The sequence below is a fragment of the Cohnella sp. CFH 77786 genome (assembly GCF_019400745.1).
Classification (GTDB): domain Bacteria; phylum Bacillota; class Bacilli; order Paenibacillales; family Paenibacillaceae; genus Cohnella.
Window position 1 is genome coordinate 1 of sequence record NZ_WJIB01000012.1, and the last position, 20,893, is coordinate 20,893.

Sequence of the window (20,893 nt, forward strand, 5' to 3'; positions counted from 1 at the left end):
GATGCGGGATGCAGGATGCGGATGCGGGGTGCGGGGTGCGGGGTGCGGGGTGCGGGGTGCGGGGTGCGGGGTGCGGAGTGCGGAGTGCGGGGTGCGGGGTGCGGATGCGGATGCGGATGCGGGATGCAGGATGCGGATGCGGGGTGCGGGGTGCGGATGCGGATGCGGATGCGGGATGCAGGATGCGGATGCGGGGTGCGGGGTGCGGGGTGCGGGGTGCGGGGTGCGCCTTCAAATTGTAGGCAACGATTCTGCGACCGTTTGCTTTCGTTTGTCTCTTTCCTCCTCTTCTCCGCATACGGTAACGGAAGAAGGTGAGGTGGTTTTCCGTCATGAGAATGAAACAAGAAAAGCATACGGCACCGCTCCCCACACCCCGCAGCATCCGCCGGGCATGCGACAACGAATTGTACCGCACGCTCAAAAGATTGAAGCATCACGTACCCGCGGAAAAGGTCAAAGAAGCGGTCGAACTTTACTACAAGCGGGTCATCGGCCGTTTGGAGTGGGTTACGTTGAACCACAGCAACCGGACATTGCTCGCGGATTGGTGGGACGAGGCGGTTTGCAAGGATATCGCGGCCTTGTGGGAGGTCGATCCCGTACAATTGTCCAAGGCGTTCCGCGATGCATTCGGGGGGTGACTCGACAGGTGCGAGGAACAGGTACAAGAGGGGCGAAAAATAGTGGCGGTCGGACGCTATTTCGTACGGTGGCGCAAGATTCGTTCAAAATAGTGGCGGTCGGACGCTATTGCGTGCAGTGGCGGGAGAATCGGCCAAAACAGTGGCGGTCGGACGCTATTTCGTGCAGCTGCGTGAGATTCGGCCAAAATAGTGGCGGTCGGACGCTATTTCGTGCAGTGGCGGGAAAATCGGCCAAAACAGTGGCGGTCGGACGCTATTTCGTGCAGCTGCGTGAGAATCGGCCAAAATAGTGGCGGTCGGACGCTAATTCGTACGGTGGCGGGAGAATCGGCCAAAACAGTGGCGGACGGACGCTATTGCGTGCAGTGGCGCGAGAATCGCACAAAATAGTGGCGGACGGACACTATTTTGTGCGGCAGCGTGAGAATCGCCCAGAATAGCGGCGGACGGACACTAATGTGTGCGGCAGCGCGAGAATCGCCGAAATAGCGGCGGACGGACACTAATGTGTGCTACAGCGCGAGAATCGCACAAAATAGTGGCGGACGGACACTATTTCATGCGGCAGCGCAAGAATCGGCCAAAAAAGTGGCGGTCGGACGCTATTGCGTGCGGTGGCGGGAGAACGGAAGCACGAGTTGGCGCTGGGTGCAACTCTCGAACGAGGGTGATCATCACCCTGGTCCATCTCCGAGCTTCCGCAGAAGTTCTTCCGCTTGCTCCTTCCACCCGCTTGCCTCTCTGTCGACCAACTGGCGCAGCAGCACGCGCGCTTCGTTTATCCGGCCGAGTTCGGCATAAGCTTTCGCCGCGCCAAATTCGGCAGCGCTTGTCATGGCGAAGCGCCTGCCGTTAGCCGGGTTCCGCATGGCCGCCACTTCGCGGACAAGCCGGCGGTACTCCTCGTAGAAGGAAACGGCCGTTTCCGCCGCCGAGCGGGCCCCCGCGGAGTCGCCGCGAAAGCGCAGCGTCTCCGCCAGACGCGTCATCGCGGCGATCGCGGCGGTCTGCGTCTCGCGGCTGAACCGCTCCAGCCGCAGCGCCTCGCGCAAGCGCGCCTCCGCTTGCGCAGCCCTGCCCAGCTCGGCTTCCGCCAAGCCGAGCGATAGAACCAGCGGCGCGGACTGCGGCTCATACCGCAGCCCCGCCGCCAGCACGCTCTCCCGCTCCTCCGCCTGCGGCAGGAGCGGGGCGAGCGCCACCCGAATCCGGCCATTCGCCGGATTCGCCGCAAGCGCCTCGCGCAGCTTCGCCTCGCGCGCGGCAGGGGCCGCCGCCCGGTCCGCGGCGGCAACGGCTCGGGCGGCGGCATCCCCGTGCCACGCCGCCCATGCGCCCCACGCCGACGCTCCGGCCAAGAGGCCGGCGGCGACCCAAACGGCGCCCGGCCTGCGCAATCCCGGCCGTTCCTCCTCTTCCGCGGCGAACAGCGCGAACCAGGCAAGCAGCAGCAGCCATATCCCGGCATAAGACAGGTCGAAATCGACGGCGGCATGGCCGAGCAGCACCGCTGCGGGAGCCAGCGCCTCCCGTTTCCTTTCCCACACCCTCCGAACCCATACGATCAAGATCCCGGCGAATACGGCCAAGCCTAGCAGCCCCGTATCCAGCAAAATCTCCAAATACCCGCTATGTACTTCCCCGCCGACATAAGGCTCGGATTGATAGAGCCCGAACAACGTCCGCCAGCTGTCCCCTCCGAAGCCGATCCAAGGGGAATCGAGGAACATGCGCCAGGCGTCCCGGTAAAACAGCAGCCTCGAGGCGGCGGTACCGTAATGGCCGCCGGAAATCCTTCCGGCTGCCCCAAGCCAGCCCGACCCTGCCATAATCGCTCCGCACAGCAGCAGAAGCGCGGCTCCTGATATCCACGCTTGGCGGGCGTACGGAAATTTCCGAAGACCCTCTTCCTGCCGATCGGCCTGCTCCAACCACCGCCAGAGCCCGTACAAAACGGAGGCACCGGCAACGACCGCGGCGACCGTCAGCCACGCCCCCTCCATCCCGCCGCCATTCCATCCCCGCAAAGCGCCCCGCGCCGCCGCGAAGCCTCCCGGGACCGTCCATGCCGCGCCCAGAACAAGTTTGATTCTCGTGCGCCGTTGGCCGGCGAGCGCCACCCCGAGCGCCAATCCCGCGAGCAGAGCCGCCAAGGCTCCTCTCGATTCGGTCAAGACGAGCGCCCCCGCATACGGAACCGCGGTCAGGCTTGCGAGAGCCGCCGCCGCTTTGCCGCCTCCCGCCCATCCCTGCCACTGCCGCAGGAGGAAGAAAGCCATCACGGCCCCATACGCATTCGGGTATTGCAGGAACCCGCCCAGGCGGGCACCTGCGGCCGACAGCTCAGGATCGTCGAATCGGAGCACGATTTCCGGAAACGGCAGCCAGCCGAACCAGCCCAACCATCCTCCGAGCAGCAGGAAAACGCCCGAAGCTTGAATCGCCGCTTCCCCCCATGCCCGGTTTCCGGCATTTCTCCACCACAGGGTAAGCAGCGTCAACCAGCCGGCGAACGCCGTCCAGCGAAGCATGGAATCGACCGTCCCCTGGTACGAGGCCGGAACCGACAATAGCCCGATGCCGTAGCATGCGGCCATTCCCAGCGGGAGCAGCGGCCAGAACGGTACCGATCGGTACCGTTGAAGTCCCTGCCCAAACTCAAGTCCAAGCCCCAGCCCCGCGAGCATGACGGCCGCGGCAAGCGCAAACAAAACGAGCTCGACGGCGTAAGCGTCCGAGTCGAAAAACAGCCCGTACCGCCATGCCGCCCATCCCAGTATTCCCGCGATGCCCGCCGTCCCGGCCATTCTAACGAAAATGCGAATCTCCATGCAGGCGAGTCCCCCGATTCCGAATGAAAAACAAACGACAGGTCCAGTATGGGAGACCTGCCGCAATTCGGCAACCTTTTCTATCAAGTCCTATTCTTCGAAATCCAACAATACGCCTTTCCCCGAACGTCCGGTTCAGGCGCTCGCTTGACCAGACCCACCTTCGACCCGACCGTTGCGTACCGTTTTCCTCTACGGCTTCCTAAAGGATGCGCGTTTCTTCGTTTCGTTTTCCCTGCGGTTCCGCACGTTCCGTTCCACTTGCTGCCTTAGAATAAAAGCTCGCAGCGGGCGCATCATGTCCGGCTCGAGCACGTTCATTTTGGCGCCGCACATGATCCCGTCCTCTTGCAGTTCCCTTCGCACGATCTCCAGCTCGCAGTTGAATCCGAAACCGAGCTCCACGGTGGCTTTCAACTTCGCGTCCCGGATGAGCGCCGGCAAATCCGGCGCCGCGAAGCCGATGCCGGAGATGCTGATGTTCCGCAAAACGGCTTCCAGCGGCTTGCCTTCCGGACCCGGCACGTCCACGAGCTGCACGCTGCCTTTCACTTCGACGCGAGGGTATTCCCGCTTCTCTTCGAAACGCTTCTGCACTTCCGGCGGCTGGATGAGCGCGATCGCGCCCTCGTACTTGGCGAAAACGGTAGAGGGAAACGTCTGGATTCCCGCAGGCGTGTAAATCGTGAGCTTGACCTTCTCCCCCAGCTCGAACGCTTCGAATTCGCTGAGCTCGACCTCGAACAATTCGCCTTCCACGTGCGTCATCAACCCGGTCGTCACGAAATTTTGCGATTCCACGACCGTTCGGCAATGCATAAGGATGTTCAGCGGGAGAAGATCTCCGTTTGTGGCCGCCAGCCCGCTATGCGCGCTCCATCCGTTTCTCATCGCAAGCTCCCTCCTGACTCCAAGCCGGTTTCTATCTATGCTCCCCAAGTAAACCGGCCACGCCGTCCTTTTCGGACGGATTGACGTTTTATCGGAGGTGCATTCGGAAGCGTATGATGGTTTTTACACTTTCCGAATCACTAAAACAAAAAAAACAGGCGGCTTCCGATGGAAGCACCTGTCTGCCTGAACCCCTATGCGCGGGACGAATCGGCAGCCAGGCTGTCATGGTTCGTCCGGCGAACGGTAGACCCTGTGGCTTTGCGTCCTTATCTTTCGACAAGTTTGCCATTTTTCGACATTATCATCATGCCATTTGATACCATTGTACCATATATCCAAATCTCACGTAAGTCCTATTTCCTGTTTAAGAGAATCGATATACCTGGCTGCCCATCCGCCGATCAAGCGTTCAATCGCTGCGGACCCGCTTCCTTGCGGCGGTGTTTGTCGGCATACATCCCCTTGTCCGCCGCTTGCACCAGCTCGTCCAGCATACGCCCGTCATCCGGGTATACGGCAGAGCCGATCGACACCGACAGCGGCCGGTTCCATTGCGAGGAGATTTGCGCCATTCGCTCCCCGATGGTCCGGCTCATCGTTTCGAGCGCCGAACGGTCTCCATACGGACAGAGCAGCAGGAATTCGTCGCCGCCCCATCGCACCACGATTTCGCCGTGCTTCGCAGCATCCATCAAAGCGCCGGCCAGCTTGCGCAGCAGGTCGTCGCCTTTGGCATGACCGAGCGTGTCGTTGACCGTTTTGAAATCGTTGACGTCGATCAGCAACACGGAGAACCGTTTGCGCCTGCGATCCGCCTGCGCGACCAACCGCGGAAACGCTGTCTGCACAAAACGGCGGCAGCAGGCTCCGGTGAGCGAATCCCGTTCCGCCCACTCCTTCAGCCGGTCGTAACGCCCCCCGAGGAACCAGCCGATCGGGGCCGCGGCCGCGGCAAACCCGAGTCCGGTCCACATCGCAACGTCCGAACTGCCGCTCCCGATCCATTGGGCGGCGGCCGCTGCGGCACTGAACAGGAACGCCAGTCCGATTCCGGCCGTTTGTCCGATTCGCCTCATCCCACCCACCTCCGGACTATCCTTCTTGCGCCAAGACGATGCGGTTTCTACCGCCGTTCTTCGCCTGATACAACGCGGCGTCCGCACGGGCGAACACTTCCCGCAGAAACTCCTTCGGATCCTCGAAACGGAGATCGTCGCTTTCTTCCGACACGACCCCCATGCTGACCGTCACCCGGACTTTCTCCGTCCCCGCGTCCACCACGTTCTGGTTAATCGCGTACATGATGCGTTCCGCCAGCAGCTCCGCCTGTTCCCGGCCCGTATGGGGCAAATAGATCGTGAATTCTTCGCCGCCGTAGCGGGCCAATATGTCGGTCTTCCGCAGCTTGTCCCGCACGATGCCGGCGGTGCTTCGGATCACCTCGTCCCCGACCAGATGGCCGTAGCGATCGTTAATCTGTTTGAAGTGGTCGATGTCGAACAGGAAAACCGAGAACGGGATCCGGTATCTCATGTTCAGCAGCACTTCATGCTCCATCTGCTGCATGAGGTAACGCCGGTTGTAGCAGCCCGTAAGGCTGTCGGTAATCGCCATCTGCTCCAGCTTCTGATTGACCCGGAACAGCTCTTCCTGAATCGTAACGAGCTCAAGGTTTCTCTCATGAAGCGCTTCGTTCTTGCGGTTCATCTCGTCGACGAGCTTGCGCAGCTCGGTTACGTCATGGAACGTAATGACCCGTCCGATCAGCGTCTTGCGGTCGTCGAGGATCGGGGAAATCTGGATCGTCACATGGCGGGTGATGTTCTCCTGAAGCGTAATTTCCGTCTGCATGCGTTCCTGAGGATTATTTCGGTATTTGTACAGAAATTCGTTAACCTCTCCTTGCGTCTGCAACGGGGACAGGAATTTCTCCATCTCGAAAACGTCGCCCTTGGACACCCGGACGAACGGCGCGGCGCCGCGGTTCACTTCCATGACTTTGCCGTTCTCGTCCACCACGATGATGCCCATGGCCATGTGGGCGAAAAGGTCCCGCTGCGCCATACTGAGGATATCGAACATCCCGTAACGGTAGATGGCAACCACGAAACAGCAATCCGACAGCAGAATGCCGAGCGACATCATGCCCGGGATGATCGGCATCCAGCGGGCGAGCAGGACGTTGATGAGCAAATCCAAGGCGCTGAAGCCGGTCAGCACGAATATCCCGATGACGGCGATCGCGAGCTGCTTGCGCTGGTTCAACGATTTAACCGACTTCAGGGCGTGGAACATGATCAGCAGGGCAATGATGAAGTAGAGGAATTGGATGACGACGAGCAGCCAGAAAAACGTGCCGTATTCGCGATGGAGGTAGGAACCGCCGACCGGCGTCATGAAGATGTGTGCAGGATTCCAAAGGACGCCGACGACGCAAACCAGCGATGGAAGCAGATAGAGGATCGTCTTGTAGCCCTTGAGCATGGCGGCGCGGCCCGTCAGGAAAAAGACGAAAATAAGCCACCCGGGCCCGAGCATCGACAAGGCGGTGAAAGACAGCTTCACGTAGGCGTTCTGAACCTCGGGATAGCCTGTCGTCGAGAGCATGAATTGGCCGAAGGGCCACAGCATCATGATGAAATGAAACGCCAAATACACTTTGTGCGTTTGCGTGATGCGATTAAACGCCAGAACGCAGACGAACAAAATGAGCAAGGAAACGAAAAGCAACATATCAGGCCAGAAAAATGCCAATGGGGTCACCTTTTCATCGGAAAGGTCACTTGAAGAAGAGCACCGATCGGACAAGCTTCCTGTTATTTTACCATATGGCAGCTTTTACCGACAACAAGGTTTAGCTAATTTTTACCTACAAAAATGGGTCGATCGACCCACTTCCGCTCTCGGAATCATGACTTCGGCCATTCCCGCCATTCCCTTTCCATGAAGGAAGACACGGCCAGAAAATCCCGGAAGGCCTCGTATTCCTTGCGGACCTCCTCCGAACTTCCCTGCTTCCCCCGAACGGCCCGGATGAGCAGGTTTTTGGGCGTATGTTCCAAATCGATGAACTCGAGGATTTGCGTCCGGTAGCCTGCCGTCTCGAGCAGGTTGGCCCGGATGGCGTCCGTAACCAGCGCGGCGAAACGTTCTTTCAGAATCCCGTGCTTCAGCATGGGCTTCAGCACCGGCTGGGAGATCTGGCGGAAGAGCTCGTGCTGGCAGCACGGAACGGAGAGAATGACCGAAGCGTTCCAGGCGATCGCTTTGAGCAGGGCGGCGTCGGTGGCCGTATCGCAGGCATGCAGCGTCACGACCATGTCGACGGCAGACGCGCCTTCGTAATCCGCGATATCGCCAACGGAGAAGGACAGCCGTTCCCAGCCCAAATCTTCCGCCAGGCGGGAGCATTCCCGAATGACGTCCGCCTTCAGGTCGAGCCCGACGATCCGGACGGGCAGCCCCTCCTTCACCGCAAACAGATGGTACAAGGCGAACGTCAAATAAGACTTCCCGCAGCCGAAATCCACGACGGTAAGCGGACGGCCGCGCGGGAGGTCGGGCAGCACGTCGGACGCCATTTCGAGAAACCGGTTGATTTGCCGGAATTTATCGTACTTCGCCTTCACTACCTTGCCGTCCGGCGTCATGACGCCGAGGCGGACCAGGAACGGGACCGGCTCGCCCTCCGGGATCACGTAGGTTTTGACCCGGTTGTGCGACGCCTCCCGGAGCTCCGGTTTGCCGGTCGGTTTGCCCCGGAGCATGGCGACGGCGCCTTTCTTGTTCGCCAGCAGCTGGACGTCGGACTCCGGCGTCTTGATCAACGCCTGCCGGTATTGCGCCATCGTCTCGATCAGCTTGTCCGCGGCTTCGTTTTCCGGTACGTTCTCGTGGAATGCCTGGTTGCCGGCGAACCGCTCGAATTGATAGTAAAACCCGTTCTTGAGCTTCAGCGGACGGATCGAGACTTTGCGCGCCGTCTCCGCGTCCTTCCGCCTGGGCTGGCTGAACGTCCCCTGCAGCAGCAGCCGCCCGGCGACGGCTTCTTTCAGGAAGATATGCCAGCCGTGGTCTTGATGTCCATCTTTCATCCCGCCGACTCCTTATGAAAAACTTCTTCCGATTGGGAGAGCCCCCGATTCCAGCAGGAGTTCCGATTCCTTTTGGGGCTTTTCCATTCCTGTTAAAGTTTCCAAGTACAGATAGGTTCTCATTCACTTTTAGCGATTTATTTTTCTGCAACGTTCGTGAACACGGACCATTGCCGTCTGCCTTCCTCCAGCTCCGGACGGGACAGTCCTCCCGCCGACAGCGCGTCGTCGTCCAGGGCGGCTAGCCTGTCGTAGAAAGCCAAGCCTTCCGCGGCCCCGGCTCCGTGCACTTCATGCAATTCGTACAGCAAATTCTCGGCTTCCGCATATTGCCCGGCTGCTTCCCGCCATTGCCAGACGGCGCGGATCGTCCGTTCGTCCCATTCGTAAGGGGCGAGCGATTCGAGCAGCCTTCGGACCCTCTCCTCGGCCTCATATCCGCTCCATCCGCCATTTTCGCGGAATAAGATGAGCTGGAGGCGCAAGGCTTTGGCGAATCGGGGCACGCTTTCTTCCGTTCGGCCGAGGTCGGACAGCAGCTCCGCCTCCTCCTGCAGGAAGGCGGCGACGATCCCCACCGATTCGGGATTCGGAACGCCGCCCACGCTCAGCATGGCCAGGAGGTCTTCGTCCGACAATCCCATCGCCATCCGGGTCCGCATGCGCAGCTCTCGGCCAAGGAATTCGTCGATCTCTTCGAGCGCCTGCTCTTGCTTCTTCTGCTCGCGGAGCCCCATGATCGTTCCGAGAGCTTGGGCCGCCCTCTGGATCAACCGCATCAGATAGTCACGTTCCTGCAACCGCGTTCCCCCCTGTTCCGCTCGGGTCAAGGTTATCCGGCATGATTCCCGAGAAAAGCCAGCAATGCTTCCGTAAACCGCCCCGGATCCTCCACCATGCCCATATGGCCGACTTGCGGCAGCGTCACCGCGGACAGATTCGGCTTGGAAACCGGAAACCTGCGCTCCGGCGGAATGACCTCATCGTGCTCCCCCGCGAGCAGGAGCACGGGAAGCCCCGTCCTCCGGAGCACATCCGTGCGGTCCGGCCGCTCCCGCATGCCGAGGGAGCAGCCGACCGCGCCCTCGGGCGAGGTGGCATAGCCGATTTCGAGCGCCGCCGCGACCTTGTCCGCCATCGACGTCCGGTGCTCCGGCGCGAACAGCTTCGGGATCAGTCCGTCGACGAAAGGCCGGATGCCTTCCGCGCGGATCTTATCCACGGCTTTCAAACGGCCTTCCCTCCCCGCTTCGGTGTCGGGCAGCGGCGTGGAATGCACGAGCCCGAAGCCGAGCAGCCGCCCGGGGTATTGCTCCGCGAACGCCAGCGTCGCGTATCCGCCCAAGGAATGGCCGAACACGAAAGCTTCGGCCACGTTCAGCTTATCCAGCAGAGCGGCCGTATCGTCGGCCAAACGCTCCATCGTATAGACCCCTTCCGTCGCCGGAGAAGCCCCATGGCCCCGCAAATCGGGGACGATGACGCGGTATTTCGCCGAGAGCGCAGGCAGGACATCGTCCCAATAGCGCCCGCTCCCGCAAAATCCGTGCAGCAGTACGACCGGCACGCCGCTCCCCGTTTCTTGGTATGCCGGAAGGTCATCCGCGTTGGTACTGGTATTCGGCATCCTGAACACATCCTTCGTTTGATTTCGGCTTGGGCTCCCAGCTCCGGACGATCGCGTCCGCGATCTCGCGGGCCATGTTCATCACGCGGAGCACGGACGTCGTTTGCAGCGACCAATAGGGCTTCGGGCCGGCCGCGTTCACGATCCCCGCCACGCTGAACGCGCCGACGGGAGGAAGAGGCTTGCCCACGGAACGGCCGGGGATCAAAGGATTCGCCGCCGCCAGGTAGGCGCCGACCGATTCCGGACGGCCGAGGCAGGCGTCCACCGCCAAGATTATGCCGGACGGCGGCAGCGCGGCGATCGCGTCCGGAAGCTTCTCCGCGTCGCAAGGATTCTCCAGCGTGCCGACGACGCGTTCGAAGCCTGCTTCCGCAAGCAGCGTGCCGACCCACGGCCCGAGGCAATCCCCGGACGACCGGTCGGTGCCGATGCACAGGAAGGTCATCTCGCTCAGCGGGTGGCGTGCCGCGATCCGATCCGTAAATCGCGCGAGCCCCGCTCCGTCCACGCGGACCGCATGATCGGGCCATGGTTCCAACATCGTATCGTTTCCCCATTTTGTTCCCAGCTAGGCCGGTTCTTTTCTATCAGGTTACCACGCGGGAACGCGCAACGCCAAATCCTGTGTTACAATAAGGGCATCCCCATTCGAGAGGAAGATCGGCATGGATTTATCGCAACCGACGCAAGCCAACGTAGAGTTCATGATCGAAACGATCAAAACGAAGCTGCGGATGGCAACCGGGGCCGCGATGCAAGCTTCAAGCTTCGACGCGAGCAAATACGAGGATCTCAAGGACATTTACGATATGGTGACCTCCAAGGACCGCTTCAGCATCAGCGAAGTCGAGGCGATCGTCTCCGAGCTGGGACGGTTGCGGGGCTGACCTGGCGCGAAGCCGCGCATCTCGGGCTCACTGACGGAATTTCGAGCGAGTTGAGGATGGAAAAAGGTTCCTCCGGCGGCGACTGGAGGAACCTTCACTTTTATTCTCGCTTTTCGAAGTAGTGGATTGCGCGGATCTCCATGCGCCAGCCGAATTGTCGTTTATCCTTCATACCCCTAGCCAGGTCGGCGCGGGCAGCGTCTCGGCCAGCATTTTCCCTCGGGAGATCACATACCGCGGCGCCGGGCGGTCGCGGATCAATTCCCCCTCGTTTCCGGCTTCGAACAGCAGCAGCGAAGCGGGATCTCCCGGCGCGAGGAAACCCCCGGCATATCCGTAAGCTGTACCCAGGTTCATCGCCTTGGCCCCGCCGGTGGTGACCATGCCGATCAAATCGCGCAGATCCCGCTGCCCGGTCATGTGGGCCAGATGCGCCGCCATATGGGCGGCATCCAGCGGGTTGCCCGTCCCGAGCGGATAGAACGGCGTCCGGATATCGTCATGCGCCAGGGCGACGTTCACCCCCGCGCGGTGAAATTCCCGGATGCGGGTAACTCCCCGTCCTTTGGGATAGGCGTCGTACCGCCCCTGCATCACGCTGTTGATCAGCGGACACGCGACGATGGACATGCCCGACCGCTTCACCGCACCGAGCACCTTTTGAAAATACGGCTCGTTGTAATACGCGGCGGCGTTCGCGTGCGCGGCGGCGGCGCGCGACTCAAGCCCGGTCGAGAGCGCCAGCGAGGCGCAAACCTCGAGAAACCGCGATTCCCCGTCGTCCGTCTCGTCGCAGAAGACGTGTACGGATGCATGCCGCCTCTCCGCCAGAGCGAAAACTTTGCGCAGCGACAACACCCCGTCCTCGCGCGTGCTTTCCAGATGCGGCACGGCGGACACGGCTTCCGCCCCCATGCGCAGCGCTTCCTCCATACGTTCTTCGTTGCCGGGTCCGCTCTCGATCCCGTCTTGCGGAAACGCGGTCACTTGGACGGTCAGCCGCTCCCTGTAGCGCTCCTTCAGCTCCAGCACCGCTTCGAGCGCCGTCAGCTTCGGATCGCTGATGTCCACCATCGCCCGCATGTGCAGCACGCCGTGCCGGACAAGAAGGCGAATCGCCTCTTCCGCCCGGGACAGCACGTCCGCCTTAGTCAAGCTTGCCTTGCGGGCGGACCAGAGGGCGATCCCTTCGGCCAGCGTGCCGCTCTCGTTCCAGGCGGGAATTCCGGCCGTCAGCACCGTGTCCAAGTGAACGTGCGGCTCGACGAACGGAGGCAGCGCCAGCATTCCATCCGCGTCGATCTCCGTTGCCGCGCGGACGTCCGCCAAATCTCCCGTCGCGGCGACGATTCCCCCGTCTACGGCGATGTCGGCGGAAGTCCCGGCATTCGCGAACCGGGCGTTTCGGATTATCAGATCGAAAAGTTCCGCCATTTCCCCATCCCCGATCGCTTGCTTCGATTATCGGATCCCCTTGACCGCTTCGGCGAACCGGGCGACTCTGGCCCCAAGCCTGGCGGCCATCCGCAGTTCCCGTTCGTCGGGCGTGCGCGAGCTGTCCGGCCCGGCCAAAGTCGAAGGCCCGTAGGGAGAGCCGCCGATCGCGTCGGCGGTCAAATACTCCGGATTTTGCGAATAAGGAAGTCCGACGTAAATCATGCCGAAATGCAGCAGCGGAACGATGGAGGTCAGAATCGTCGCCTCATGCCCGGTATGGATCGAACCGGCGCTCGTCATGACGCCCGTCGGCTTGCCTTCCAGCTCGCCGCCTGCGCACAAGCTTCCCGAATGATCCAAAAACAACTTGACCTGGGCCGGCATCGAGCCGTAATACGTCGGGAACCCCCATACGATCCCGTCCGCCGCCCGCAAGTCGTCCGTCGTCGCTTCCGGCACGCGTTTCTGTTCCTCCAGCGCCTTCTCGTATTTCTCCCATCTCGCTCCGGTGCGGAACGCACCCGAAACCGGATCGTCCTGGCCGCCTTGCCTGCGGCTCGGATGGTCGAGCAGCGCCGTCACGTTGTCTGGATGACGGAACTCCGGAATCCGCATCACATTCGCCGCATGTCCCGCTCCCTCCACCCCGCGCGCCGCCGCTTCCGCCATCCGGTACATGTGTCCGTAGGCGCTGAAATAGACGATCAGAACGTTTGCCATGCTCCTTTATTTGCCCGGCAGAAACTCGTTCGTGAACGCTTTTTCCACCGGTTCCTCGCTTTTGAGAATGCCTAGATCGATCAGCTGCTTCTGCAATCCCGACCAAATATCCGCGCTCATGTAGCCGATTCCGTTCGCCGCGGCGTCCCCTTCGTAGATCAGGGGTTTTTGGGCTTCGGCGCCGAATGCCATCGCTTCGAGCTTCAGATCCGGATTTTTCTCCTGCATGACCTTGTTGATTTCCTCGGCGTTGTCTTTGTAGTAGGTCCATCCCTTGATAGAAGCTTCGACGTACGCCTTCACGATATCGGGATGGTTTTTGAGGTAATCTTCCGTCGTGTACAGGATGTTCCCGTATTGCTTGTAGCCCAGGTCATAGTTCAGGAAGTAATCGACGTCCACCTTCTCCTGCTGCATCGTGAACGGTTCCGAAGTGATGTAGATCTGGGTCGCGGCTTCCGGATCGGCAACGAAGTTGGCCAAGGAACCCGTGTACTTGAGCTCCTGCACCTTATCCAGCTTATACGTCTTCTTCAGGAACTCCCAATAGGTGGACCCGCTGGAGACGTACACTTTGCGTCCGTTCAATTCGGAGGGGTTCTTGATCTTGCCTTTATGGAACATGATGCCTTGAGGATTCTTCTGGAAAATCGCGGCGATCGCGACGAGCGGAATGCCGTTCTGCCGCGCAAGTAAAATCTCGTCCGCTTGGCCCATGCCGAATTCCGCTTTGCCGGAGCCGACGAGCTGCGTGGACGATACGCCTGGCCCGCCGGACTGGATGGTCATGTCGAGGCCGGCATCCTTGTAGAATCCTTTGGCAAGGGCGGCGTACTGGCCCCCGTGTTCGGGTTCCGCGAACCAGTTCGTCACCTGGGTTACCTTCGTCAGCTCTTTCGGCGACGCCGAAGGCGATTCTGACGCCGCGGAAGACGCGGCCGGCGAAGAAGCGGGCGCGGAGCTTCCGGCGGAAGAAGCGCTCTCCGAGGATGCCGCGTCATTCTTGGCTCCGCACGCGGCAAGCGCAAGCACGGCGATGAGCAGCAACGAAAGAGAGAGCAGCTTGGATCGACGCTCCGATTTCCGGTAAATCATGTTGGTTCCTCCCTTTTCCCTATCGATTGTATATGTGCACCCGCCGCTCGTGCGGATCGGCACCATGAAGACCGGCGACTCGGCTTCGGCGTCCGCGTTCATCAGCCGGCGGCGGCCCTACGCCATATGCGGATCCGCCCATTCCTTGCGGGTTTCGGACGCGTGAATCCAACGCGACTTGTTGTACACCCATCTCGAGGAGGGCAGCTCCTGGAGCGCCTGCTCGGCCGACGCGGCATCCAGCACGACGAAGCCTGCCGGCTTGCCCGCCGAAACTCCGTAATCCTGAAGCCCGAGTATCGAGGCCGGCAATTCTGTCAGCATCCGAAGCACCTCGTACAGGTCCTCCTCCCCCGCCAAATGAGCCGCGTAAGCGGTCATGAGGCCGATTTGCAGCAGATCCCCGCGTCCGAACGGATGGAACGGATCCTGGATGTTGTCGGAAGCGGCCGCGATCCGTACGCCCGCCTTCCGCAATTCGCGAACCCGGGTGACGCCTCTCCGGACGTTGCCCCGGTCACCTCGGCCTTGCAGGTACAGGTTGACGGCAGGCAACGTAACGGCTCCGATGCCGGCTGACGCCATTTTCCCCATCAGGCGGTCCGCCTCTCCCTGCTCCATTGCGGACAACGAACAGAGATGACCCGCCGTCGCCCTGCCCGCGTAACCGTGTCGCAGGACGTAATCGCACAAGATATCGATCGTCTTCACTTCCGGATCGTCCGATTCGTCGGTGTGCAGATCAATCGGTCTATCGAAAGCCAGCGCCGTCCGGAACGCCCAATCGATGCCTCCGGCTGGATCCGGGGTCAAATGCGGGGCGCCGCCGACGCCGTCGATGCCCATACGGAGCGTTTCCGCGGCGAACTCGTTCAACTCGCGCTCTCTCCCGGGATCGTGGTAATACATGGGGAAAAATTGGATGCCGACGTACTCGCTCACCATTTCGCGCGCTTCCAAAGCCGCTTCGATGGTCCGCATGGCGAGCTCGCGGCTGTGCATCAGCGGGACGTCCAGATGGCTTCGCAGCGCCGTCGTCCCGAACGATGCAGCGTTCAGCGCGGCCTTGACAATCCTGCCGCGGATCGTTTCCTTGCTGAATGAAGGGGCTGCCGAGCGGTAGTTTTCGATCGCTTCCAGCAGCGTTCCCGAACGGTTGCCGACATGAGGCAACGAGTAGGCTTTGTCCAAATGCATGTGCGCATCGACGAACCCCGGCAGCATGACCCTGCCCTGGAGGTCGATCGCGGCAGCGGCACCCAGCCGTTCCAGGCTCAGCGAGCCGATCGGGACATGCCGCTCCGAAACGATCCATTCCGGCTGAGGCTCAATGGAGGCGAAACGGCCGTCCCGGATCGCCAAACGGAACAAACCTTCCCGGTCCGTCAGCGGCAATCTCACATTTATGGCTTCCATATCGGCTGCATGCGGCGGCATGGCCGTCACCTCCCCTTTCTCGGCTAGTCGCGCGTTACCCTTCCGAGCCCATCTCCGATTCGTGCCACGAGCTGAGCATCCATTTGGAAAAGGCGTTCACGAGGAGGAAGAAGGCGATGCCGAGCAGAGAAGCCGACAAGCCGCAAGCGAACAAATACGCGGTTTGCAGACGGGAGGCCGACACCGTGATGGCGTAACCCAAACCTCCGTTGCCTCCGCCGATGCCGGCGATATACTCGCCTACGATCGCTCCGATGACGGCGAGGGTGCAGGAGATTTTGAGTCCCGCAACGATATACGGAAGGGCGGCCGGTATGCGGAGTCGGAACATCGTTTGCATACGCGACGCATTGTAGAGGTGAAACAGGTTTTTCATGTTATGGTCCGTCGAATTCAAGCCGACGAGCGTATTGGACAGCATCGGGAAGAAACCGATCAGAAAGGCGATGATGACGATCGCGTTCATGCCGGCGCCGAACCAGATGACGATAAGGGGGGCTATGGCGACGATCGGGATCGTCTGCATGATGATCGCGTACGGATAAACGCTTCGCTCGATCAGCTTGGAGCTTGCCAGGAGGACGGCGAAGCCGACGCCCAGCACGATGCTTATCAGGAAGCCGAGCACCGCTTCCGAGATGGTCGTATAAACGGAAACCCATAAGTTCGGGGCGTTTTCCGCGGCGGCATGGACGATATCGGAAGGTTTGGGCAGCAGGTAGGGTTTGATTCCGGCAAGCCGGCAAAAGAGTTCCCAGCCCCCGACGAAAACGGCGAACGCGAGAGCGGGCGGGAGCAGCTGTTTCCCGTAGGTCCTGAGGCGAAGGGATACGCCTCCCCGCGCCCCTCCTCTCGAGTCCGAAGAACGCGCCTGCACGTCCATGTCCACGTTCAGGTTCTGGGACGCAATGTTTTCCGACATGTTCTCTCACTCTCCTCGCATGGCTTCCGCCGCAGGAACCTGCAGCTTGCCGGGATTGAGAAGGCCGAGCGGATCGTTCGTCCGTTTGGCGCGGATCATGCCGTCGAATTCCCCCCGGCCGCCCATTTCCAGCCTCCAGGTGTGCGGGTCGTTGATCCCGACGCCGATGGAACGGAAATAGGCGATGATTTCATAGAGCCGCTCGTGCGACGTGTACCGTACGATCGGAAGCGCGGCGGGCATCACGACGCCGGCGGAACGGACGAATTCGAGATGCAGGAGCACTTCGCCGCCGAACCGGGATTTGATGCTGCGGATTTGCTCGAGAAAATCGGCGGAATGGAAACCGGCTTGCAAATACGTCAGGGAAGGGTCTTTGTTCAGCGCCCACAAAGTCGTGTGATTCCACGTAAAATCGGACAGGCCGATCGTTTTGCGATATTGGGAGGCTGGGATGACGTATCCGATTCGGCCGCCGAACCGTTCCGCGTATTCGGCCAAGGCGCCTTCGCTGCCATCCGCGGTCTCCATCAGGCAAGCGCTCGATTCGGGTTCCAAATGTTTGACGATCGGGGTGAAATAAGCCGGTATCGGCCATTCCACCGGCGTGACCAGCCGTTTGCCGATGGAGTCGTCGAGCGACACCGCATGGGCGAACCGGCAGGCGTCTTCGAAATCGCCGAATTGAGCCACCGTTTGCACCCAGTCGGTTCGCGGCGCGGTCGGGATCGTCAGTTCCGTCACCACGCCGTTCGTTCCGTAGTTATGGATGTACGCGGCCAGCTCCGCTCCGGCGATGACGAGTTTCCGCGGTTGTTCCTCCATCGTGAGCACGACGGCTTCGAGCACGTTGCCGTCCCAGAGATTTCCCCATGTGATGGAGCCGATTCCGCCGGATCCGCCGCAGACGAACCCGCCCACGGTCGCCTTCATGAACGTGCTCGGATAAATCCGGAGCTCCCGGCCGGCCTCGCGCAGCTTTTTTTCCAGCGCGCCCAGCCGGACGCCGCATTGCACCCGGGCATAATCGTCCGAGATTTCGAGAATGCGGTCGAGTCCGCTCACGTCGAGCACGATGCCGCCCTCAAGCGGAACCGCCTGGCCGTAATTTCCCGTGCCCGCCCCCCGTACCGTAACCGGAATACGGTTGCGGCAGGCGAACGCGAGCACTTGCGCTGCCTGCTCCTCCGATCCGGCAACGACGATTCCGTCGGCTTTCTTATCGCGCAGCAGCGGTTCCAGCACCGGAGAGTACCAATAATAATCCTTGGACAATTTGTCCAGCTGCCCGGGATCGAGCAGCAATCGATCCGCTCCTACCAATTCCGCGATCTCTTCTTGCCACCCAGCGGCCATTTTCTCCACCTCCCTGAGGGTTCAATGCTTCAAGCCTTCCGAAACGGCGCGGACGAGCTGACCGAATTCCGGCGTCGTCCGGAAATTTTCGTCGCGCGGATACGGTACCGGCACTTCGACGACGGCGGCGACTTTCCCCGGCCTGGGCGTCATGACGACGACCCGGGTCGACAGGAAAACGGCCTCGAACACGTTGTGCGTCACGAACAAAACCGTCATTTTCCTATCCTGCCTCCAAATGTTCAGCAGCTCGAGCTGCAGCGTTTGCCGCGTGATTTCGTCCAGTGCGCCGAACGGTTCGTCCATCAGCAGCAGCTTCGGACGGGACACGAGCGCCCGCGCGATGGACACGCGCATCTTCATGCCGCCCGAAAGCTGGCGCGGCATCGCTTTCGCGTAGTCCTTCAGCCCGACGAGCTCCAGCACCCGTTCCGCCTCCGTCCTCTGTTCCTTCCGTGCCACGCCGCGCAATGCCAATGGCAGCGTCACGTTGTCGATCACGGTGTTCCAGGGCAGCAGCGTGTGATCCTGGAACACGAAGGCCGTATCGCTCCGCTTGAGCGCTTGTTTGGGGGAGGTGCCCAGCACCTCCAGCATTCCGCCCGTCGGGCCTGTAAGTCCGGTAATCATTTTGAAAATGGTCGATTTGCCGCAGCCGGAAGGGCCGACGAAGCTGAGAAACTCTCCCTCCCGAATGGCGAGATTGACGTCTTGCACCGCGACGGTCCCATTCGGGTATACTTTGGACAACCCCTCCATCCGCACCAAATGCTGCGCGCCGGAATCGCCGAGAGGGGCATACGTTTGTAAAGATTCCATCTGCCTTCACCTCCGGCCGTTACGCTTTCAGCGATTCCATGTCGAATGCCGCGATTTCCATCAGCGCCTCGGCGAGCCGTTCGCCCGCCGCCTCCAACATGGCCGCTCCTTTGACCGCATTCGCTTGGGTCGCATCTCCGGCGATACCGCTGCGGGAGATGTCCCGCATCGTCCACGCGAACGATTTGGCGCGGAAGGAGATCGCGGGGGACTGGGGGAAGCGCGGCAGTTCCCTCGGCGCCAAGTCCGCTTGCACCCAATCCGGACAGATCGCCAACACGAGAGAGGTTTCCACGTCCCCGGCATGAATGCCCGCTGCCTTCTCCGCCTCGTCGATGAATTCGTCGCTGAAACGCAGCGCGCCCGGATCCAGCCGGAATACCGCAAGTCCCGTGGAAATCCGGATTTCTCTCGCCATCATGCCGAGCAAATCCGCGTTTCCGCCATGTGTGTTAAACAGGAGCAGCTTTCGGAACCCGCTGCGCGCCAGGGAAGACGCGATATCCTGCAAAACGTTCATCAGCGTCTGCGCCGACAACGTAATCGTCCCTGGATATTCCATATGTTCGGTGCTCTTGCCGTACGCGACGGACGGCAGAAGCCAGATCGGGGCGTCATCGGCCAAATGTTCGAACGCCTCGGCCATCAACGCTTCCCCGAGCAACGTATCGGTATAGACCGGCATGTGCGGCCCGTGCTGTTCGACGGCGCCCACAGGCAGAACGATCAGAACGCTCTCCTTCGGCATCGCTTCGATCTGGCGGGTCGTGAGCCGAGGCAAAAAATGACGGTGATACGCCTTTCCGTCGTAACGGAATGCCATGTTGCATGCACCTCCCATGTGTCCATTATGTGAGGTTATATTTTGTCGATTCAATAAATTCTGATTATTTCGTTAAATATGCTAACGTAAAACACTTACAAGTGTGCGATATGCCCATTATTGCGTCATGTTATATGACGTAAATTTCACAAATCGTGACGTTATGGGTCTGCCCGGCCCATCTATCTCCTTTTGAATGAGGCTGCCGCGCCACGGTCGGTCTCCGGATCCTGCTGCGTCATTTCCTTAGAGCCGGAGCAAGGTCAGTCAGCATGAAAAAAGCGCCGGGGTTAGCCCGGCGCTGCCATCCAAGTATTCATGATGTCTCTTAACCTTTAAGGTAAGGCTCCAATAGGGATACGGCTTCCGAAGGGCCCCCTTGCTTCAAATCCAGCCCGGCGACGACTTGCCACGTCTCTTCGTGGACGACCGTTTCTCCCGATTCGACCTCCCGGAATTCCCCGAGCGTTTCCAACTCCAGCATGAAGCTGTTCGTGTACATTTCGAAGGAAACGCCGAAATCCGGATACGAGCCGCCCGGAACCGGGCGATAGCGTTTGATGAACGTGTCCCCGTGGTTGCTGTACGCCGCCCAGCCGGCTTCGTTGTCCGTACCGATTTTGTACGGCGTCGGTCCGTCCCCTTGGTCGACGATCAGTTCCGATTCGGTGAACGTGATCCGCGGATCGTTGAGGCGGTTGTAAGGCCAGTGAATCAATCGGCGGTTCGGCAGCAGCCCGGTGTCCGTTCCCGTCATCGGCACGACGGCCCTGCCGCCGGTGCTCATGACGGACAGCGCCCAAGGCGCGAAATGGATCGGCCATGCGCCGTTGTTCGTCACCCGGTGGACGACCTGTACCGTCGGACCGTCCGGACTCAGACGCAGCTCGATTTCCTTCGTCACCTGGTTCCAGCGTTCCCGAGGGGCGCGAAGCACGATACCGTTCTCGCCGGCCGGTTCCCACTCCACGGGTTCATTGTCGGGGTATGTGGTCCGCGGCACGCGCTCAGGGCTCGTCCAAAGCCGGTGTCCCCCGTACAGATGCCAAGAGCCCCCGCCGACCGGAGCGAAAGCTTCTCCTCCGTCCGCGATTTTGCGTTCGGAATCCTCGTAAAACAGATTGGATCCGCCAGCGGAAGACAAATGAATGATGCGCGGTCCGAAATCCAGCGTCGCCAGCAGTTCCACGCTGCCATTGCCGATCGAAACGCAGCGCCCCCAGCGTTCATGCCGAATCACTTCGCTCGTAACCTTAGCCATACGTCCACTCTCCTTCTGATTGGAAAACAGCCCTTACTTT

At 60.8% G+C, this 20,893-nt stretch carries 19 protein-coding genes and 1 riboswitch; of the genes, 2 read left to right on the forward strand and 17 right to left on the reverse strand.

Annotated elements, in window-relative coordinates; all coding sequences use genetic code 11:
- Positions 1-332: 332 nt before the first annotated feature.
- A complete protein-coding gene (locus GE107_RS17880) occupies positions 333-644 on the forward strand; it encodes a dehydrogenase (protein WP_219641365.1) in 312 nt (103 codons plus the stop codon).
- A gap of 677 nt (positions 645-1,321) precedes the next feature.
- Here the strand turns inward: GE107_RS17880 and GE107_RS17885 are convergent.
- The 8 genes from GE107_RS17885 to yyaC form a co-directional block, all read right to left on the reverse strand.
- Positions 1,322-3,478, reverse strand: a complete 2,157-nt coding sequence (locus GE107_RS17885; RefSeq protein ID WP_219641366.1) for an O-antigen ligase family protein — start codon at positions 3,476-3,478, stop codon at positions 1,322-1,324.
- Between the two features lie 192 nt (positions 3,479-3,670).
- Positions 3,671-4,369 carry a PilZ domain-containing protein gene (locus tag GE107_RS17890; RefSeq protein WP_219641367.1) on the reverse strand — a complete coding sequence of 233 codons (699 nt, stop codon included), beginning with the start codon at positions 4,367-4,369 and terminating at the stop codon, positions 3,671-3,673.
- Positions 4,370-4,578: 209 nt separating this feature from the next.
- Positions 4,579-4,669, reverse strand: a riboswitch (cyclic di-GMP riboswitch).
- A 104-nt stretch (positions 4,670-4,773) separates the two neighbouring features.
- Positions 4,774-5,448, reverse strand: coding sequence for a GGDEF domain-containing protein (locus GE107_RS17895; RefSeq protein WP_219641368.1), 675 nt, complete (start codon positions 5,446-5,448; stop codon positions 4,774-4,776).
- A 16-nt stretch (positions 5,449-5,464) separates the two neighbouring features.
- Positions 5,465-7,126 (reverse strand): histidine kinase N-terminal 7TM domain-containing diguanylate cyclase, encoded by a 1,662-nt coding sequence (locus GE107_RS17900; RefSeq protein ID WP_255570599.1) that lies wholly within the window; start codon positions 7,124-7,126, stop codon positions 5,465-5,467.
- Between the two features lie 155 nt (positions 7,127-7,281).
- Entirely contained in the window at positions 7,282-8,466 is a 1,185-nt protein-coding gene (locus tag GE107_RS17905) for a class I SAM-dependent methyltransferase (RefSeq protein WP_219641369.1), read from the reverse strand.
- Positions 8,467-8,603: 137 nt separating this feature from the next.
- Positions 8,604-9,266: a DUF6483 family protein gene (locus GE107_RS17910; RefSeq protein ID WP_219641370.1), complete on the reverse strand. Its 663-nt coding sequence runs from the start codon at positions 9,264-9,266 to the stop codon at positions 8,604-8,606.
- A 32-nt stretch (positions 9,267-9,298) separates the two neighbouring features.
- Positions 9,299-10,093 carry an alpha/beta fold hydrolase gene (locus GE107_RS17915; protein WP_219641371.1) on the reverse strand — a complete coding sequence of 265 codons (795 nt, stop codon included), beginning with the start codon at positions 10,091-10,093 and terminating at the stop codon, positions 9,299-9,301.
- Positions 10,065-10,637 carry a spore protease YyaC gene (gene yyaC, locus GE107_RS17920; RefSeq protein ID WP_219641372.1) on the reverse strand — a complete coding sequence of 191 codons (573 nt, stop codon included), beginning with the start codon at positions 10,635-10,637 and terminating at the stop codon, positions 10,065-10,067. Before yyaC ends, GE107_RS17915 begins: the two co-directional genes overlap by 29 nt.
- Positions 10,638-10,761: 124 nt before the next feature.
- On the opposite strand from yyaC, the gene GE107_RS17925 reads away from it, so the two are divergent.
- Positions 10,762-10,983, forward strand: coding sequence for a DUF1128 domain-containing protein (locus tag GE107_RS17925; protein WP_219641373.1), 222 nt, complete (start codon positions 10,762-10,764; stop codon positions 10,981-10,983).
- A gap of 168 nt (positions 10,984-11,151) precedes the next feature.
- Here GE107_RS17925 and GE107_RS17930 read toward each other — a convergent pair whose 3' ends face one another.
- The 9 genes from GE107_RS17930 to GE107_RS17970 form a co-directional block, all read right to left on the reverse strand.
- Complete coding sequence (locus GE107_RS17930; protein WP_219641374.1) at positions 11,152-12,417, reverse strand: amidohydrolase family protein; 1,266 nt, start codon at positions 12,415-12,417, stop codon at positions 11,152-11,154.
- 27 nt (positions 12,418-12,444) lie between these two features.
- Positions 12,445-13,140, reverse strand: coding sequence for an NAD(P)H-dependent oxidoreductase (locus GE107_RS17935; RefSeq protein WP_219641375.1), 696 nt, complete (start codon positions 13,138-13,140; stop codon positions 12,445-12,447).
- A gap of 6 nt (positions 13,141-13,146) precedes the next feature.
- Positions 13,147-14,235 carry an ABC transporter substrate-binding protein gene (locus tag GE107_RS17940; RefSeq protein WP_219641376.1) on the reverse strand — a complete coding sequence of 363 codons (1,089 nt, stop codon included), beginning with the start codon at positions 14,233-14,235 and terminating at the stop codon, positions 13,147-13,149.
- Positions 14,236-14,352: 117 nt separating this feature from the next.
- A complete protein-coding gene (locus GE107_RS17945) occupies positions 14,353-15,672 on the reverse strand; it encodes an amidohydrolase family protein (protein ID WP_255570600.1) in 1,320 nt (439 codons plus the stop codon).
- Between the two features lie 34 nt (positions 15,673-15,706).
- Positions 15,707-16,594, reverse strand: a complete 888-nt coding sequence (locus GE107_RS17950) for an ABC transporter permease (RefSeq protein ID WP_255570601.1) — start codon at positions 16,592-16,594, stop codon at positions 15,707-15,709.
- 6 nt (positions 16,595-16,600) lie between these two features.
- Positions 16,601-17,950: an FAD-binding oxidoreductase gene (locus GE107_RS17955; RefSeq protein ID WP_219641377.1), complete on the reverse strand. Its 1,350-nt coding sequence runs from the start codon at positions 17,948-17,950 to the stop codon at positions 16,601-16,603.
- Positions 17,951-17,971: 21 nt separating this feature from the next.
- Positions 17,972-18,769 (reverse strand): ABC transporter ATP-binding protein, encoded by a 798-nt coding sequence (locus GE107_RS17960; RefSeq protein ID WP_219641378.1) that lies wholly within the window; start codon positions 18,767-18,769, stop codon positions 17,972-17,974.
- Positions 18,770-18,788: 19 nt separating this feature from the next.
- Positions 18,789-19,592 (reverse strand): creatininase family protein, encoded by an 804-nt coding sequence (locus GE107_RS17965; protein WP_219641379.1) that lies wholly within the window; start codon positions 19,590-19,592, stop codon positions 18,789-18,791.
- 328 nt (positions 19,593-19,920) lie between these two features.
- Positions 19,921-20,853 carry a DUF4380 domain-containing protein gene (locus GE107_RS17970; RefSeq protein WP_219641380.1) on the reverse strand — a complete coding sequence of 311 codons (933 nt, stop codon included), beginning with the start codon at positions 20,851-20,853 and terminating at the stop codon, positions 19,921-19,923.
- Positions 20,854-20,893: the final 40 nt, after the last annotated feature.